Annotated in this window: 16 protein-coding genes and 1 riboswitch; of the genes, 6 read left to right on the top strand and 10 right to left on the bottom strand. The window is 64.7% G+C overall.

Annotated features, from left to right (window positions below):
* Window positions 1-13: 13 nt before the first annotated feature.
* Window positions 14-745, bottom strand: a complete 732-nt coding sequence (locus AC0L3C_RS28260; protein WP_035974455.1) for a response regulator — start codon at window positions 743-745, stop codon at window positions 14-16.
* Window positions 742-1,281, bottom strand: coding sequence for a MarR family winged helix-turn-helix transcriptional regulator (locus AC0L3C_RS28255; RefSeq protein WP_007596846.1), 540 nt, complete (start codon window positions 1,279-1,281; stop codon window positions 742-744). Before AC0L3C_RS28255 ends, AC0L3C_RS28260 begins: the two co-directional genes overlap by 4 nt.
* A 339-nt stretch (window positions 1,282-1,620) precedes the next feature.
* Between AC0L3C_RS28255 and AC0L3C_RS28250 the strand changes: the two genes are divergently transcribed.
* The 5 genes from AC0L3C_RS28250 to AC0L3C_RS28230 all read left to right on the top strand — a co-directional run bounded on the left by AC0L3C_RS28250 (window position 1,621) and on the right by AC0L3C_RS28230 (window position 5,874).
* Complete coding sequence (locus AC0L3C_RS28250; protein WP_473262584.1) at window positions 1,621-2,703, top strand: branched-chain amino acid aminotransferase; 1,083 nt, start codon at window positions 1,621-1,623, stop codon at window positions 2,701-2,703.
* Window positions 2,704-2,982: 279 nt separating this feature from the next.
* Window positions 2,983-3,396 carry a YegJ family protein gene (locus tag AC0L3C_RS28245; protein WP_473262586.1) on the top strand — a complete coding sequence of 138 codons (414 nt, stop codon included), beginning with the start codon at window positions 2,983-2,985 and terminating at the stop codon, window positions 3,394-3,396.
* 50 nt (window positions 3,397-3,446) lie between these two features.
* Window positions 3,447-4,976, top strand: coding sequence for a histidine--tRNA ligase (gene hisS, locus AC0L3C_RS28240; protein ID WP_473262587.1), 1,530 nt, complete (start codon window positions 3,447-3,449; stop codon window positions 4,974-4,976).
* Between the two features lie 55 nt (window positions 4,977-5,031).
* Entirely contained in the window at window positions 5,032-5,280 is a 249-nt protein-coding gene (locus AC0L3C_RS28235; protein WP_473262588.1) for a tautomerase family protein, read from the top strand.
* A gap of 198 nt (window positions 5,281-5,478) precedes the next feature.
* On the top strand, window positions 5,479-5,874 hold the full coding sequence (locus AC0L3C_RS28230; protein WP_473262589.1) for a thioesterase family protein: 396 nt from the start codon (window positions 5,479-5,481) through the stop codon (window positions 5,872-5,874).
* A gap of 126 nt (window positions 5,875-6,000) precedes the next feature.
* Here AC0L3C_RS28230 and proC read toward each other — a convergent pair whose 3' ends face one another.
* Together proC and AC0L3C_RS28220 are read right to left on the bottom strand one after the other, a co-directional pair.
* On the bottom strand, window positions 6,001-6,834 hold the full coding sequence (proC, locus tag AC0L3C_RS28225) for a pyrroline-5-carboxylate reductase (protein WP_473409548.1): 834 nt from the start codon (window positions 6,832-6,834) through the stop codon (window positions 6,001-6,003).
* A gap of 186 nt (window positions 6,835-7,020) precedes the next feature.
* A complete protein-coding gene (locus AC0L3C_RS28220; RefSeq protein ID WP_007614845.1) occupies window positions 7,021-7,521 on the bottom strand; it encodes a type III secretion system chaperone family protein in 501 nt (166 codons plus the stop codon).
* Window positions 7,522-7,933: 412 nt separating this feature from the next.
* Window positions 7,934-8,093: riboswitch (FMN riboswitch) on the top strand.
* Window positions 8,094-8,169: 76 nt separating this feature from the next.
* On the opposite strand from AC0L3C_RS28220, the gene AC0L3C_RS28215 reads away from it, so the two are divergent.
* Window positions 8,170-8,748: a 6,7-dimethyl-8-ribityllumazine synthase gene (locus AC0L3C_RS28215; protein WP_473262590.1), complete on the top strand. Its 579-nt coding sequence runs from the start codon at window positions 8,170-8,172 to the stop codon at window positions 8,746-8,748.
* Window positions 8,749-8,824: 76 nt separating this feature from the next.
* Here AC0L3C_RS28215 and AC0L3C_RS28210 read toward each other — a convergent pair whose 3' ends face one another.
* The 6 genes from AC0L3C_RS28210 to AC0L3C_RS28185 all read right to left on the bottom strand — a co-directional run bounded on the left by AC0L3C_RS28210 (window position 8,825) and on the right by AC0L3C_RS28185 (window position 14,795).
* Window positions 8,825-9,859, bottom strand: a complete 1,035-nt coding sequence (locus tag AC0L3C_RS28210) for a D-alanine--D-alanine ligase family protein (protein WP_473262591.1) — start codon at window positions 9,857-9,859, stop codon at window positions 8,825-8,827.
* Entirely contained in the window at window positions 9,856-10,884 is a 1,029-nt protein-coding gene (locus AC0L3C_RS28205) for a putative zinc-binding metallopeptidase (RefSeq protein ID WP_473262592.1), read from the bottom strand. The genes AC0L3C_RS28210 and AC0L3C_RS28205 overlap by 4 nt, the downstream gene beginning before the upstream one ends.
* Before the next feature lie 141 nt (window positions 10,885-11,025).
* Entirely contained in the window at window positions 11,026-11,979 is a 954-nt protein-coding gene (locus tag AC0L3C_RS28200; protein WP_007596822.1) for a ribose-phosphate pyrophosphokinase, read from the bottom strand.
* 193 nt (window positions 11,980-12,172) lie between these two features.
* Window positions 12,173-12,799 carry a hypothetical protein gene (locus AC0L3C_RS28195; RefSeq protein WP_473278603.1) on the bottom strand — a complete coding sequence of 209 codons (627 nt, stop codon included), beginning with the start codon at window positions 12,797-12,799 and terminating at the stop codon, window positions 12,173-12,175.
* A gap of 113 nt (window positions 12,800-12,912) precedes the next feature.
* Window positions 12,913-13,680, bottom strand: coding sequence for a peptidoglycan editing factor PgeF (gene pgeF / locus AC0L3C_RS28190; protein WP_473278602.1), 768 nt, complete (start codon window positions 13,678-13,680; stop codon window positions 12,913-12,915).
* Window positions 13,677-14,795 (bottom strand): class I SAM-dependent methyltransferase, encoded by a 1,119-nt coding sequence (locus tag AC0L3C_RS28185; protein WP_063993930.1) that lies wholly within the window; start codon window positions 14,793-14,795, stop codon window positions 13,677-13,679. The genes pgeF and AC0L3C_RS28185 overlap by 4 nt, the downstream gene beginning before the upstream one ends.
* Window positions 14,796-14,813 lie beyond the last annotated feature (18 nt).

The following is a 14,813-nucleotide window of genomic DNA, read 5'->3' as shown; positions in this document are numbered from 1 at the left end:
GGCGCTTCACTCTTTATGGCGAGGCTACCAGCCGGTAGCCGATGCCGCGCACGGCCTGGAGGAACAGCGGATTGGCGGGATCGGTCTCGATCTTGCGCCGCAGGCGGTTGATCTGCACGTCGACGGCGCGCTCGTTGACGCTGCCATTGCCGGTCAGCGCGCTGCGCGGCACGGTCTCGCCCGGTGTCTCCGACAGGATCCGCAGCATCTCGCGCTCGCGGTCGGTCAGGTGAATGACGTCTTCGCCCTGGCGCAGTTCACCGCGCTCGAGGTGATAAATGTACGGGCCAAACGCGATCTTCTCCACCGCAGCGGCCTGCGGCGGCGGCGCGGCGCGCTTGAGGATGTTGTTGATGCGCAGCGCAAGCTCGCGCGGCTCGAACGGCTTTGCGACGTAATCGTCGGCGCCGATCTGCAGGCCCTCGATGCGCGCTTCGGCTTCATGCCGCGCCGTCAGCATCACGATCGGCACCGAGGACGAGGTCCGGATGAAACGGGCGAGATCGAAGCCGGTCTCGCCGGGCATCATGACATCCAGGATCAAGAGATCGAAGTTCAGGCCCAAAAGCTTGGAACGGGCGTCGCTGGCGCTGGCGGCGGTCGAGACGCGATAGCCTTCGCCGGCAAGGAAGCGCGAGAGCAGATCGCGGATACGGCGGTCGTCGTCGACCAGGAGGAGATGCGGGGCATCGTCGGCGGGACGTGCCGGCGGGCGTGCGAGCGTGGCAGCGAGCGGCACGGTCACTCCTTGTCTTGATTGACGGTGGCAAAGATCGTCTCCAGCACCTTGTCCGGATCGTCGCGGTCGATCATCGCGCGCAGGAAGCGCTTGACGGTCTCGGCATCCTGCGGCGCCATCTCGGCAAGCGCCTTGGTGATGCGCGTGGTCTGAAGCCCGGCGAGCTTCTGCACCAGCGCCTCGCCCTTCGGTGTCGCAAACAGCAGGCGTTGGCGGCGATCATTGTCGCCGGTCTTCTGCACGATATAGCCCTCGTCCAGGAGCTGCTTGAGCACCCGGCCGAGCGACTGCTTGGTGATACGCAGGACGTCGAGGAGGTCGGCGACCTTGAGCCCGGGATAACGATATACGAAGTGCATGACGCGATGATGGGCCCGGCCGAAGCCGAATGCCTCCAGCTCCTGGTCGGGATCGCCGACGAAATCGCGATAGGCGAAGAACAGCAGTTCGATGATATCCCAGCGCAAATTGCCTCCGTCGTCTGCGGCCGGCCGCGGCCCGGCAGCGTCTTGAGAAGGAGTCGCGAAATTTATGTCAGGCATATTGACGTATCTTGGTTTCAATGTTACAAAACGATCAACCCGCACGAAATTTTAGATCGTTTCGCGTCGGGTGGGCATCGAAGCAAGGCGGCCAGAGAGGGCCGGACAGGCGGCGACGGCCGGAGCAGATCAACCGTGCGATTGTCGAACGGCATTTCGGCAAAACATACTGGACTTCCGTCTTCCGCAAAAGCATGTCCTCGGTGACATGCTGGCCACGGAAACCGGCCGTAACAAGGCTGGCGGCGGTCCGGCCAGAAACCAATCGAGCCAGCCGGGCCCAAATCGGGGCAGGCGGGTGCCAGAACGGCGCCGCCACCGGCAGCGGGAGGCAAGGACATGAGCATGAAATTCGACATCCAGCCCGCATCCAATCCGACCCCCGAGAAGGACCGGGTCGCCAAGCTGGTGGACCCCGGTTTCGGGCGGGTCTTCACCGACCACATGGCGATGGTCCGTTACAACCAGGCCAAGGGCGGCTGGTACGAGGCGCGTGTCGAGGCGCGCGCCAATTTCCAGCTCGATCCGGCCGGCGCCGTCCTGCACTACGCCCAGGAAATTTTTGAAGGCCTCAAGGCCTACAAGCGCGACGACGGCGGCGTGAACCTGTTTCGCCCTGACGCCAATGCGCGGCGCTTCAAGGACTCGGCCGACCGCATGGCGATGGCGCAACTCCCCGAGGACGTCTTCATCGAGGCAGTCGAGCAAATCGTGCGCATCGACAGCGCCTGGATGCCGGGCGGCGAGGGCAGCCTCTACCTGCGCCCCTTCATGATCGCGAGCGAGACCTTCCTCGGCGTCAAGCCGTCGTCCGAATACATCTTCGCGGTGATCGCCTCGCCGGTCGGCTCCTACTTCAAGGGCGGCCCCGCGCCGGTCTCGATCTGGGTGTCCGAGAATTACACGCGCGCGGCCGTCGGCGGCACCGGCGCCGTCAAATGCGGCGGCAACTATGCCGCGAGCCTGCGCGCGCAGGCCGAAGCGATCCAGCACGGCTGCGACCAGGTCGTCTTCCTCGATGCGATCGAGCGCCGCTATATCGAGGAGCTCGGCGGCATGAACGTGTTCTTCGTGTTCGACGACGGCTCGCTCTCGACGCCGCCACTCGGCACGATTCTGCCCGGCATCACCCGCGATTCCATCATCGCGCTGGCCAAAGATGCCGGCAAGACGGTGCGCGAGGAGCCGTACTCACTCGATCAATGGCGCAAGGATGCGGCAAGCGGCAAGCTGAAGGAGGCGTTTGCCTGCGGCACCGCCGCCGTGATCTCGCCCATCGGCACGGTGCGCTCGGTGAGCGGCGATTTCGAGATCAGCGGCGGCGCCGCCGGCCCTGTTGCGATGGGCCTGCGCAAGCAGCTCGTCGACATTCAGTACGGCCGCACCAACGATCCGCACAACTGGATCAAAAAGGTGATTTGAGACCTCGTCTCCTGGGCCGAGCGCGGGGCCAAGCTCGCGAAACGGATCCGCAGCGCACCTTCCTGCGAAGGAAGTGCGCCGCGTTTGCACGAACGGCGCTAACCTTTAGTTGTTGAATCCATCACTGCAACTGTGCGAGGATGACGAGACATCAAGCCTCTCAGACCTCGCGACATGCCTGCCCCTCTCTCCCAGCCAATCAAATGGGCCGTATCCGCTGTCGTAACGGCAGTCGCTCTATTCGGCATTCTAACATTGGGTCCCGGGCCGGCGGTCGAGGTGGCGGACCGGGTCATCAGCGTGGCCGACACGGACGCCGAGATGAATGCCGCGATCGCTCGCGCACGCGCTACCCTGCCTGTCTTCTGGGCTTCCTATGAAGCACCAAAGCGAACGGAGACGGAGCACACTCTCAAGGTTCGATTTCCGAGCACCGGGAACGACGAGCACATCTGGATGAGTGAAGTGAAGAAGCTTCCGGGCGGGGAATATGCAGCGCGGTTTGGGGATACGCCGCGCAATCTGCCAGGAAAGCGGTTGGGAGACCTCGCCGCGTTCAAGGACGCCGACATCTCGGACTGGATGTTCATGCGCAACGGCAAGATCGTCGGCGGCGAAACCATCAAGCCGCTGCTCAAATCCATGCCGAAGGCGGACGCCGACGCGCTCCGGGCCCGGATGGAGCAGCCGTAGGGAGAGCAAGAACGGTTGCCGCTTCCCGCGTCGGCTGGTAAACGCCGATCATGAAAGACAAGGCCGAAAAACCCAAAAAACCGCAGAAACTGAAGGCACGCCTGCCGCGCGGGCTCGAGGATCGCGATCCCGCCGCGATCCGGGCGACGCGCGAGATGGTGGAGAAGATCCGCGCCGTCTACGAGCTCTACGGGTTCGAGCCGGTGGAAACGCCGGCGATGGAATACACCGACGCGCTCGGCAAGTTCCTGCCCGACCAGGATCGTCCGAACGAGGGCGTGTTCTCGTTCCAGGACGACGACGAGCAGTGGATTAGCTTGCGCTACGATCTGACCGCGCCGCTCGCACGCTACGTCGGCGAGCGATACGGGACCGACGGTCTTGTCCTGCCCTACCGCAGCTACCGCGTCGGCTACGTCTTCCGCAACGAGAAGCCCGGCCCCGGTCGCTTCCGCCAGTTCATGCAGTTCGACGCAGACACGGTCGGCTCGGCGACGCCTGCGGCGGATGCTGAGATCTGCATGATGGCCGCGGACACGATGGAGGCGCTTGGTGTTCAGCGCGGCCAGTACGTCGTGAAGGTCAACAACCGAAAAGTGCTCGACGGCGTTCTGGAAGCAATCGGACTCGGCGGCGAAGAGAACGCAGCACGCAGACTGACCGTGTTGCGCGCAATCGACAAGCTCGACAAGTTTCCTGCCGAGGAAGTGCGCAAACTGCTCGGTCCCGGCAGATGGGATGGCGGCGAAGAAGGCAAGGGCGACTTCACGAAGGGCGCCAACCTGAACGCGTCGGAGGCTGACGTTGTGCTGGCCATCACCAAACCGCGCGACGATTGGAAAGAGGCGATCGCCGCGGCGGAAACCTATCTCGCCAAGAGCGAAGTCGGTCAGGCTGGCGTGAGCGAGCTGGAAGAAATTGCGAAACTGGTGACGGCGTCGGGTTACGGCGCAGACCGCATCAAGATCGATCCGTCCGTGGTGCGCGGCCTCGAATATTACACCGGCCCCGTCTACGAGGTCGAACTGCTGCTCGAGACCAAGGACGACAAGGGCCGCCCGGTCCGTTTCGGCTCGGTCGGCGGTGGCGGCCGCTATGATGGTCTCGTCTCGCGCTTCCGCGGCGAGCCGGTGCCGGCGACCGGATTTTCCATCGGCGTATCGCGCCTTCAGGCAGCGCTGACGCTGCTCGGCAAGCTCGACACCCGGCCGGAATTCGGCCCCGTCGTCGTCACCGTGTTCGACCGCGATCGCGTCGCCGACTACCAGAAGATGGTTGCAAGCCTGCGAACCGCCGGCATCCGCGCCGAGCTCTATCTCGGCAATCCCAAGAACATGGGCAACCAACTCAAATATGCCGACCGCCGCAATGCGCCTTGCGTCATCATCCAAGGCTCGGATGAAAAAGCGCGTGGCGAGGTACAAATCAAGGACCTGATCGAGGGCGCGAAGGCGGCGGCCGCGATCGCTTCCAACCAGGAATGGCGCGAGAGCCGCCCTGCGCAGTTCTCGTGCAGCGAGGCCGACCTCGTCGCCAAAGTGCGCGAGGTGTTGGCGCGTCATGACGTGAGCTGGGGCTAGCCATTCGCTGACGCCGCCATGCCCGGGCTTGTCCCGGGCATCCACCTCCTGTTTGATGGCGACCGTCAATGGCCGGTGTTCGGCCCCAAGGGAGAGAAAAATGCCTGAGATCACCGTCAGCATGGCCGAAGGCCGCACCGACGAACAAAAGGCCGGCATGATGCGCGACATCACCCAGGCACTGGTGAAGAATCTCGGCGTCGACGCCGACGCCGTCGTCATCCAGATCAACGAAGCCCCGCTCCGTCACAAGATGAAGGGCGGCAAGACGTTCGTGGAGCGCGCGGCGGCTGCGAAGAAGTAGTCGCGGCTGGAGCAACATACACCACCGTCGTCCCGGCCTAGTGCGCAATTGCGCACGGGGGCCAGGACCCATTACCCCAAGCGGCAGTTGTTGCAGCAGGTCGTGGTTTAGAGCGCGCATTACAACGTTGAGTCGGGGTAATGGGTCCTGGATCGGCGCTCGCTTTGCTCGCTTGTCCAGGACGACGGGGGAGGCCCCATGGACGCACGTGACTTCATCAAGGTCGGCATGAGCGCCGAGCGCACGCTGGTGGTGCCGGTGGAGCGCACGGTCGGGCATTTCGTGCCCGGCATGCCGATGGTCTATGCGACGCCGATGATGATCCTGGAAATGGAGATGACGTCAGGCGATGCGATCCGCAGCGTCCTTCAGCCGGGCTGGGTCACCGTCGGCACTGAGGTCGATATCCGCCATCTTGCAGCAACCCTTGTCGGCGCGACGGTGCGGACCAGCGCGAAGGTTTTCGCAGTCGAGCGCCGCGTCATCCGCTTCGAGGTCGAGGCCTTCGAGGGCTCGCGCAAGCTCGGCGAAGGCCGCCATGCGCGCGGGCTCATTAATGTCGCGATGTTCAACAAGCGGCTGGGGGCGAGCTAGGAGCCGGTTGCTCTGCCCTCATCCTGAGGAGACCGCGCAGCGGTCGTCTCGAAGGATCGCGACAGGCGAGAGCCGGGCCTGCATGGTTCGAGACGGCGCTTCGCGCCTCCTCACCATGAGGATCAGCTACTTCGCCAATTCCTTCGACCGCTGCGTCGCCGCTGCGATGGCGCGGATCATCAGATCGCGCAGGCCTGGTTCGCCCATCAGCACGCCGAGCGCCGCGGCCGTGGTGCCCCCGGGCGAGGTGACGTTCTGGCGCAGCGTGCCGGAGGCAAGCTCCGACTGGTGGAGAAGTTCACCTGAGCCGGCGACGGTCTCGCGCGCGAGTTTTGTCGCCAGCGCTTCGGGCAAGCCGGCTTCGACACCGGCGCGCGCGAGCTCTTCGGCGAGCAGAAACACATAGGCCGGGCCCGAGCCGGAGACCGCGGTCACCGCGTCCATCAGGCTCTCGTCGTCGACCCATTCGACCGAGCCGGTGGCCCGTAGCAGCGCATCGGCCACCGCGCGTTGCGGCGTGCTGACGCTGTTCGCGGCGACAGCCACCGTGATGCCGCGACCGATCGCGGCCGGCGTGTTCGGCATCGCGCGTACCACCGCGCCGCCGCAGACCTCCTCGAGCGAGGCGATCGTGGTTCCCGCCATGATCGACACCACCGCGGTCTTGTCCGAGACGAATGGTTTCAGCTTGGCGCCGGCCTCACGGAACATTTGCGGCTTCACCGCGACCACGAGCGTCTCGACCTGGCCTGCCGTCGCCACATCAGGATTGAGCGCAACCCCCTTGGCGGCAAGTGCGGTGATCTCGGCCGAGATGTGCGGATCAATCACCGCGACGCGGCACGGATCGAGCCCGCCCGAAAGCCATCCGGTCAACATCGCGCCGCCCATCTTGCCGGCGCCGGCGAGAAGGATGGTGCCGGTGATGTTTTGGAGCGTGTTGTTCGCCACTGTGGTCACCACAAATTCGGTGTCGTCCCGGCCTAGTGCGCAATTGCGCACGGGGGGCCGGACCCATAACCCCGCATGTTTCTAGTGGATGGAAGGCAGAGCAACAAGCATGGCGCGATACAGCGAAATCACGCGGTATGGGTCCCGGATCTGCGCTCCGCTTGTCCGGGACGACTTGGAGAGGGAGGCGAGACCCTACGCCTCGCCCACCGTATCGAACATGGCCGCGTCCATGGCTTCCGTCGTGGACTTGCCGGCCCACACCACGAACTGGAACGCCGGGAAATAGCGCTCGCAGGCGTGGATGGCGCCGGCGAGCATGGCTTCGCATTGCCCGGTGGAGGCGATGAGCCCGCCCGGCAGCACCAGGGCCTGCCGGTGCATGATCATGCCGGTGGTGGTCCACAGGTCGAAGTGCCCGACCCACAACTGCTCGTTGACTGCGGCCACGAGCCGCTGGACCTCCGATCGCCGCGCAACCGGAATCTTCATATCGAACGCGCAGGCCAGATGCAGCGCCTCGATCTCTCCCATCCAGGTGAAGGAGATCTGGTAGTCGGTCCATTGTCCTTTGGAGACAATCGTGAGTTCGTCTTCGCCGGAGCGTTCGAACGGCCAGTTGTTGCTGGCAGCGATATCCTCGACCACCGCGAGCGGATGGTTTTTGGAATCGATGGTGCCTTCGAGCAGGGACATGCCGTCTCGACCTCTTGCCTTTTTGTTGTCTTTGATACGCACGCGGTTGGTCCGGCGCGCGCTCCCCTAAACATCGTTAAGGCGATCCGTTCGGATCAGCGCGGGCTTGTCGCGGATCAACTGATGTGATTTGCGGAATCTGCGCAACTGGCTGCCGAGTCCGTCCACAAGTCAGGACTCGTTCGTCCACAGCTCATCTCGGCCACAATTATTAACGCGGGGGAGGCCGGGCCGGACGGAGAAGAACAAACCGGAATCGGATTCGCCGATGGCCCGCCAATCGTTAATTCCGCCGCGTGCCCACTGGACCGCCATGGCGGCATGGGACCATGCGGTTTTCCCATGCGGAACCCGCTTGCCGCGGCCCCGAACCGGCGTCATATTTCCGGTCAGGCCGTTCATCCCGGGCGGCCGATGTTCTCAGGGCGGGGTGAAAGTCCCCACCGGCGGTAAGGACCGAAAGGTCCAAGCCCGCGAGCGCCTTCCCCAAAGTGTGTTGCTGAGGGGAAGGGTCAGCAGATTCGGTGTAACTCCGAAGCCGACGGTTAAAGTCCGGATGAAAGAGAACGGTCGGTGGCAGACGCATCGCAGGATGCGGCTGTTTGTCGTTCCGTGTGCCCTGATTCTGGTCCTTAACTGAGGAAAGCCATGAATCAGATGTTGCAAGACCCCCAAGTCCAAACTTCCAAAGCCGAAACCTCCCAACCAACCCAAACGCCACCGCCGGTTCCGCAGGATCCGGTGCCCGACCATCCGCGCTTCGCGAAACCGCAGCGGGTGGCCTTCGTGCAGGCCTGCTGGCACCGCGACGTGGTCGAGGAGGCCCGCATCGCCTTCGTGAAGGAGGCCGAGGCGCGCCACCTCAATCATGTCGACGTGTTCGAGGTGCCGGGCTCGTTCGAGATCCCGCTGCATGCGCAGATTCTCGCCAAGACACGACGCTACACCGCGATCGTCGCGGCTGGCCTCGTCGTCGACGGGGGCATCTACCGCCATGAGTTCGTCGCCGACACCGTGATCAAGGCGTTGATGGACGTGCAGCTGCGTACTGAGGTGCCCGTGTTCTCCGCGGTGCTGACGCCGCAGCAATTCCACGAGACCGAGGTGCACTACGATTTCTTCCGCAGGCATTTTGCAATCAAGGGCGTCGAAGTGGCGGCCGCTTGTGCGGAGACATTGCTCGGGCTCGAACGCCTGCGCGGCCAGGTCGCGGCGGGAATCGTGTAACGCCGCGCAACGACCATCCCTCATCCCGAGGGGCGCGAAGCGCGTCTCGAAGGATGAGGGGCGATCGCCCCCGTCATCACCCCAGTGACACTCCCGCCTTGGCGCGGCTGATCCCGAGCGCCAGGATGCGCTGCAGCAGAGCCGGATATTTGAGCCCGTCATGTAGAGCCGCCGTGGCGAATTCCTGGCTCTTGGCGATCTCGGGATTGGGATTGGCTTCGATGAAATACGGCGTGCCGTCGGCGGTGAGACGAAAATCGATGCGCGCGTAGCCGTCGAGGCCAAGCACCCGGTAGATGCGTTTCGCGGCCCGCTGGATCCTGGCGGTCACTTCCGGCGCCAGATCCTTCGCAGGCCCGTCGACGATGCCGACCTTCTCCTGATAGTCGGTGTCGTGCTTGGCCTTCTCGGTGGCGATGTGCCGTGACGAGCGGCCGCCCATGCTGCCGAATTTCAACTCCCAGACCGGCAGAACGCGTAAGCGGTTGTTGCCGAGCACGCCGACGTAGAGCTCTCGTCCCTCGATGAACTGCTCGGCGATGGCGGCGGATTCGACCCGTTCGTGGATGAAGGCAACCCGCTCCGCCAGCTTCTCGTCGGTGTCGACGATCGAGGCTTGCGAGATGCCGAACGAGCCATCCATGTTCAGGCTCTTGACGATCAGCGGCAGCGCAAGACGCGTTGGGCGTTTCACCTTGCGGCGCATCGGGAAGACAGCAAAGGCCGGCGCAGCGATCCGGCGGTGATGCACCAGCGTCTTGGACAGATCCTTGCCGCGGGCCAGGGTCAGGCCGCGCGGATTGCAGCCGGTATAAGGGACCTTCATCAGCTCGAGATAGCTCGCGATGTGCTGGTCGAAGGCGACGTTGTTGTGGAATTCCTCCAGCAGCGTGAACACCACGTGCGGCTTGAACTCCTCGATCGCCTCGCGCACCGGCCTGATTTCCTCCTGTGCGCCTAGCGGGCGAACCTCGTGGCCGGCTGCGCGCAAGGTACTCACCACGTCGTATTCGGTTTTCCACGCGTTGATTTCCTGCGCGGTGTGCCCGTCGCTGGAGTCCGGCGGCACGAAGTCCGGATGCATGAGCACCAGAATGCGCAGACGTCTCATAGCGCGATCCATTTTCGTCGAGACGGGCCAAACATCGTGTGCATCGTCTTGGCCGTCACGAGGACGATGAAGTCGAGCACGAGCTTCTGTTCAGGACCGACGGCACGCAGATCGAGCTCGCGACAGCGGGAGATCATCTCGTCGAGCACGGCATCGAGCGTAAGCTGATTCTCGCCGGTCCATCGCGCGACCAATTGCCTGATCTGGGAGCGGTGGCGCCTGATCAGGGCCGAAGCCGGCTTTGAGCGGTGGTGCCGTGGATCGGCTGAAAACAGCCGGGAGAGATCGCGGTCGTAGGTCTTGGGGGGCGTGAAGGCGTAGAACGCCTGCTTCTTCTTGTAGTGCTCTTCGAGCGTCTGGCTGAGCCGACCCAGCGTATCGACACGTTCCCGTGTCGTGATCAGCGGTCGCTTGCCCGCGATCTCGCCCATCAGCTCGTCGACATATTCGAGCTTCTTCAGCGCCGGCCAGCCGGCATATCGCGTCCGCCAGTTCGAGCGGGGCCGCAGCCACACTGCAAAAGTTTCGGCGAAATCCTCGTCCGGGTGGCTCTGCGCGTACCAGAGCCGCAGATGCTGGACGTAGCGGCGGCTCGCCGGATTGGGCCGGTAATAGCGCGGATAATGTTTCGACGACGGGCCGAACAGTTGCTGCCAGCGCCGGCGGCGCTGCAACTGGTAGCCGTGCTGTATGGCGTGGCCCGCTTCGTGACGGAGGATGGCCATGCATTCGCGCCAGGTTCCGCCCTCGATGTCGAACATCATCTTCTTCTCGAGCTTCATCAGGCGGGGATGAGCGAGATAGAACGGAATGGCGATGCCGGGAACGCCGCCCGGACTGAACCATTCACTCGACATCCAGGTGTGCGGCCGCAGCCGGATGCCGCGCTCCTCGAGCTCCTCGTACAGGGTGCTGACGCAGTCCTCGAGCCAGGTGCCTTCGACCGTAACCCTCAGGCTGGAGAGGCGTTGCTTGAGCAACTCGTCATCCGACAGCTTCTCCCAGGCAAATTTCCGGCGTGGCATCGGGCATCCAGAGGGCAGAGATGACTCGGGATTCGGATGATGTCATGGGCGGTCGTTGGCAACAACCCGGGGGCTGCCTCGTAAGGGACGGTAGACGCTCGCACTCCCTCTGCCCGCAAACGGGAGAGGCGAAGAAGAAAATCAGTCGAACAGGCTCGACACCGATTCTTCCGCCGCGGTGCGCGCGATCGCGTCGGAGATCAGGCTGGCGATCGGCAGCGTGCGGATGTTCGGCGCCTTGCTCACTGCCTCCGTCGGCAGGATCGAATCGGTGATCACCAGCTCCTTCAGCCTGGAGTTTGTGATCCGGGCGGCCGCGCCGCCGGAGAGCACGCCGTGGGTGATGTAGGCGTAGACGTCCTTGGCGCCCTTGGCGATCAGCGCGTCGGCGGCGTTCACCAGCGTGCCGCCGGAGTCCACGATGTCGTCGATCAGGATGCACGTGTAGCCGGCGACGTCGCCGATCACGTTCATGACCTCGGATTCACCCGCCCTCTCGCGGCGCTTGTCGACGATCGCGAGCGGGGTGTTGATGCGCTTGGCGAGACCGCGTGCGCGCGCCACGCCGCCGACGTCGGGCGAGATCACCATCGTCCTGGAGAGGTCGAACTTGTCCTTGATGTCGCGCACCATCAGCGGTGCCGCGTAGAGGTTGTCGGTCGGGATGTCGAAGAAGCCCTGGATCTGGCCGGCATGCAGGTCGAGCGTCATGACGCGGTCGACGCCGGCCTGCGTGATCAGATTGGCGACGAGTTTTGCCGAGATCGGCGTGCGCGAACCCGATTTGCGGTCCTGCCGGGCGTAGCCGAAATAGGGCAACACCGCGGTGATGCGGCGCGCCGAGGAGCGGCGCAGCGCGTCGGTGATGATCAGCAATTCCATCAGATGGTCGTTCGCCGGGAACGAGGTCGACTGGATGACGAAGGCGTCCGAGCCGCGCACGTTCTCCTGGATCTCGACGAAGATCTCCATGTCGGCGAAGCGCCGTACCACCGCCTTGGTCAGCGGCAGGTCGAGACCCTGCGCGATGGCCTGTGCGAGAGCCGGATTGGAGTTGCCGGCGACGAGCTTGATGGAGCCGTTCTTGGCCGACATGGACGCTTCCTCCCGCGCTTTGCTGGACACGATGTTCAACATCAAACAATACCCACTGGAAGCACGGTTACGACGGGCGAGGAAATATCAGGCCGGGGGCTGCAATGGCAACCCGGGACGCTACGTTTTCCCTGCGAAATCCCGAGTCCGGCCAACGGTTTGGCCGGAAGTTGGGACCGTGGTTTCGCGGGGGTTATCGCTCGGCATAGCCCAGCGCCGAGGCCGGCATCTCCGCCGCCGGAGCCTCCGGGATCACGCTCGCCACGGCCGGCCCGCGCAAGCCGGGAGCCGAGCCCGGCGCATCCGGCGTGCCGTTGATCATGTTGGAAAGTCCGCTGAATCCGGCCTGGGCGATCTTCCGCAGCACGAGGTCGTCGGCAGCGCTCCAAGGATCCCGGGCAGCATCGCGGCCGCCCTTGGCCGCAGTCGGTTCCTCGCCGGAAAGGCGCAGCGCCCGCTGCTGGTTGGCGTCGTAGACGTCCCAGACCCAGGCGATCACCGTCTTGCCGCGCACGATCTGGGCGGAGAGGTAGCTGCGCACGCGGTAGGCAGCCGTCCCCTCGCGGGAGACCACGGACAGGCTGCGCAGCTTGGATTCGGTGTCGAGCACGCCGACCATGCGGTCGAACACTTGCGGCGGCGGTCCGTCGATCGATTCGAACGCGACCGTCGCCCCCGAGCCGGCGCTCGGCGCCATGGCGTAGGAGTTCGCGGCACCACCCCCACCGGCACAGCCGCAGAGCGCGGCCGCGGCCGTCAGCAGCATGACCGCCAGCACGCGCGAACCCGCGCGGCGCAAAATGAATGACGCGTCCCTCATTATGGAGGGCAGCGATATCGTTAAAACGCATTAACGTCTAGGGCGGGTGCGCCACAGCCCACTGTCATCGCGCGCAGGCATAGCCCCGCAATGACACGGGGTTGCCCTTGTGTTCACGCTTCGAGCGCAATCGCGTGAACGTGGCGGCCGTAATCCGGCTCCTTGCGATGCACCGAGCGGCGGTAGCTGAAGAAGCGTTCGTCGGCGTAGGTGTCCAGACCGAGATCGTCGATCATCAGGATGCCCGCGTCTTCCAGACGCTTGCGGATGAAGCCGGCGAGGTCGAACATCGCGTGGCTCTCGCGCACCGACGGGATGAAGAACATGGCGTTGTCCGCATCCGCCTCGATGAAGCGCGCCACGAACTCGTTGCCGACTTCATAGCTGTCCTGGCGGATCAGCGGGCCGATCGCGGCGATGATGCGGCTCCGCGAGGCGCCGAGTTTTTCCATCGCTGAAATGGTCTGCTCCAACACGCCGGTGAGCGCGCCCTTCCAGCCGGCATGCGCGCCCCCGATCACGCCCGCGTCGGGATCGACGAACAGCACCGGGCCGCAATCGGCGGTGGAGACGCCGAGCGCGATGCCGGGCACCTTCGTCACCAGCGCGTCGCCCTTCGGCCGCGGCCCGCTCGGCCACGGAGCGTCGGCCACAAGCACGTCGGGCGAATGGATCTGGTGCAGGCTGAGAAAGCGTTCCGGTGCGACGCCGACATGCTCGGCCATGCGGCGGCGGTTCTCCGCGACAAGCGCCTGATCGTCGTTGGAGCCGAGCCCGCCGTTCAGCGCGGAATAGATGCCGCCCGAGACGCCGCCTTCGCGGGTGAAGAAGGCGTGGCGCAGGCCCGGCACCGCAGACAGCAGCGAGGAGGCAACCGTCATGAACCGTCTCCGGCGCGTTCGAGATCGCTGAGGCCCGCAAGGCCCGTCAACCGCGGCTCGGAAATGCCGAGCACCTTGAACATCGAACCCATGCCGCTGCGCCCGGTCTCGGTCAGGCGCTTGAGCGCGATTGAAATGTCGGTGGCGACGTCAGGCGCGGCCTTCTGCATCAAGGCGGCGGCACGGGTTTCAATGCCGACGCGTTTGAGGAAATCGCCCTGCGTCACCGGCCCGTGCACGCGGGCGCCCACGTCCTCCGCCCCGCGCGCGAGCGCCTGGAAGTCGACATGGGCCGTGACGTCGGCCTGGCCCGGCGCCTTCAGGGGATCGGTGAAGGTGTGGCGCGCGATCGCCTGGAAGGTGTCGCCGGCATCGCTGCGCAGATGCCCGTAATCGATGATCAGCGCCGCGCCGTCCTGGTCGCGCACGCGGCTGGCGAGCTTCATGATCTCCGCATCGGGCCGCCATTCGAACACGGCCCCGACGGGCGCGGCGCGCACCAGGGGTGGCAGCAGCACCTCGAAGCGCGGCGTCGGCTCGGCCGCCGCGCCGAATTGAAGTTTTCCGTTGGCGTCGACCTCGATTACGCGCTCGTGCCAGCCGTTCTCGTGCCGCACCATCTGGTGGATCGGCAGCACGTCGAAATATTCGTTGGCGAGGATGATGCTCGGTCCGTCCGGCACGTCGTCGATGCTGTCGTGCCAGGCGATGTTGCGCACGCCCGACAGCGTCGCACTCTGCCGCTCGCGCAGGACGGGATTGACCTCGACCATGTGGATGTGGAGTGCCTGATAGAGCGGCGGCAGCACGCGGAGCGCACGCAGCGCATCGGCCATCATGGTGCCGCGGCCGGGCCCGAGCTCGATCAGCCGCAGGAATTGCGGCGAGCCCATCTGCTTCCACACCGAGGCGGTCCACAGGCCCAGGAGCTCGCCGAACATCTGGCTGACCTCGGGCGCGGTGGTGAAGTCGCCTTCTCGTCCCAACGGATCGCGCGAGACGTAATAGCCATAGCGGGGATGCATCAGGCACAGTTCCATGTACCGCCAGACCGGCATGGGGCCTGAGGATTTGATCAGCGCCTTGATCTCGTCGAGTAACGGCTGGTCGGTCACGGCCTATCTTCTCAGAAG

It is taken from the genome of Bradyrhizobium sp. WSM4872, assembly GCF_055811715.1.
This window is presented reverse-complemented; position numbering and strand designations above follow the sequence as displayed.

Bases quoted from the DNA above. Each gene is read 5' to 3' on its own strand.
- AC0L3C_RS28255 (WP_007596846.1), bottom strand. From the start codon at position 1,281: ATGCCTGACATAAATTTCGCGACTCCTTCTCAAGACGCTGCCGGGCCG.
- AC0L3C_RS28250 (WP_473262584.1), top strand. From the start codon at position 1,621: ATGAGCATGAAATTCGACATCCAGCCCGCATCCAATCCGACCCCCGAG.
- hisS (WP_473262587.1), top strand. From the start codon at position 3,447: ATGAAAGACAAGGCCGAAAAACCCAAAAAACCGCAGAAACTGAAGGCA.
- AC0L3C_RS28235 (WP_473262588.1), top strand. From the start codon at position 5,032: ATGGCGACCGTCAATGGCCGGTGTTCGGCCCCAAGGGAGAGAAAAATG.
- AC0L3C_RS28230 (WP_473262589.1), top strand. From the start codon at position 5,479: ATGGACGCACGTGACTTCATCAAGGTCGGCATGAGCGCCGAGCGCACG.
- AC0L3C_RS28220 (WP_007614845.1), bottom strand. From the start codon at position 7,521: ATGTCCCTGCTCGAAGGCACCATCGATTCCAAAAACCATCCGCTCGCG.
- AC0L3C_RS28215 (WP_473262590.1), top strand. From the start codon at position 8,170: ATGAATCAGATGTTGCAAGACCCCCAAGTCCAAACTTCCAAAGCCGAA.
- AC0L3C_RS28210 (WP_473262591.1), bottom strand. From the start codon at position 9,859: ATGAGACGTCTGCGCATTCTGGTGCTCATGCATCCGGACTTCGTGCCG.
- AC0L3C_RS28205 (WP_473262592.1), bottom strand. From the start codon at position 10,884: ATGCCACGCCGGAAATTTGCCTGGGAGAAGCTGTCGGATGACGAGTTG.
- AC0L3C_RS28200 (WP_007596822.1), bottom strand. From the start codon at position 11,979: ATGTCGGCCAAGAACGGCTCCATCAAGCTCGTCGCCGGCAACTCCAAT.
- AC0L3C_RS28195 (WP_473278603.1), bottom strand. From the start codon at position 12,799: ATGAGGGACGCGTCATTCATTTTGCGCCGCGCGGGTTCGCGCGTGCTG.
- pgeF (WP_473278602.1), bottom strand. From the start codon at position 13,680: ATGACGGTTGCCTCCTCGCTGCTGTCTGCGGTGCCGGGCCTGCGCCAC.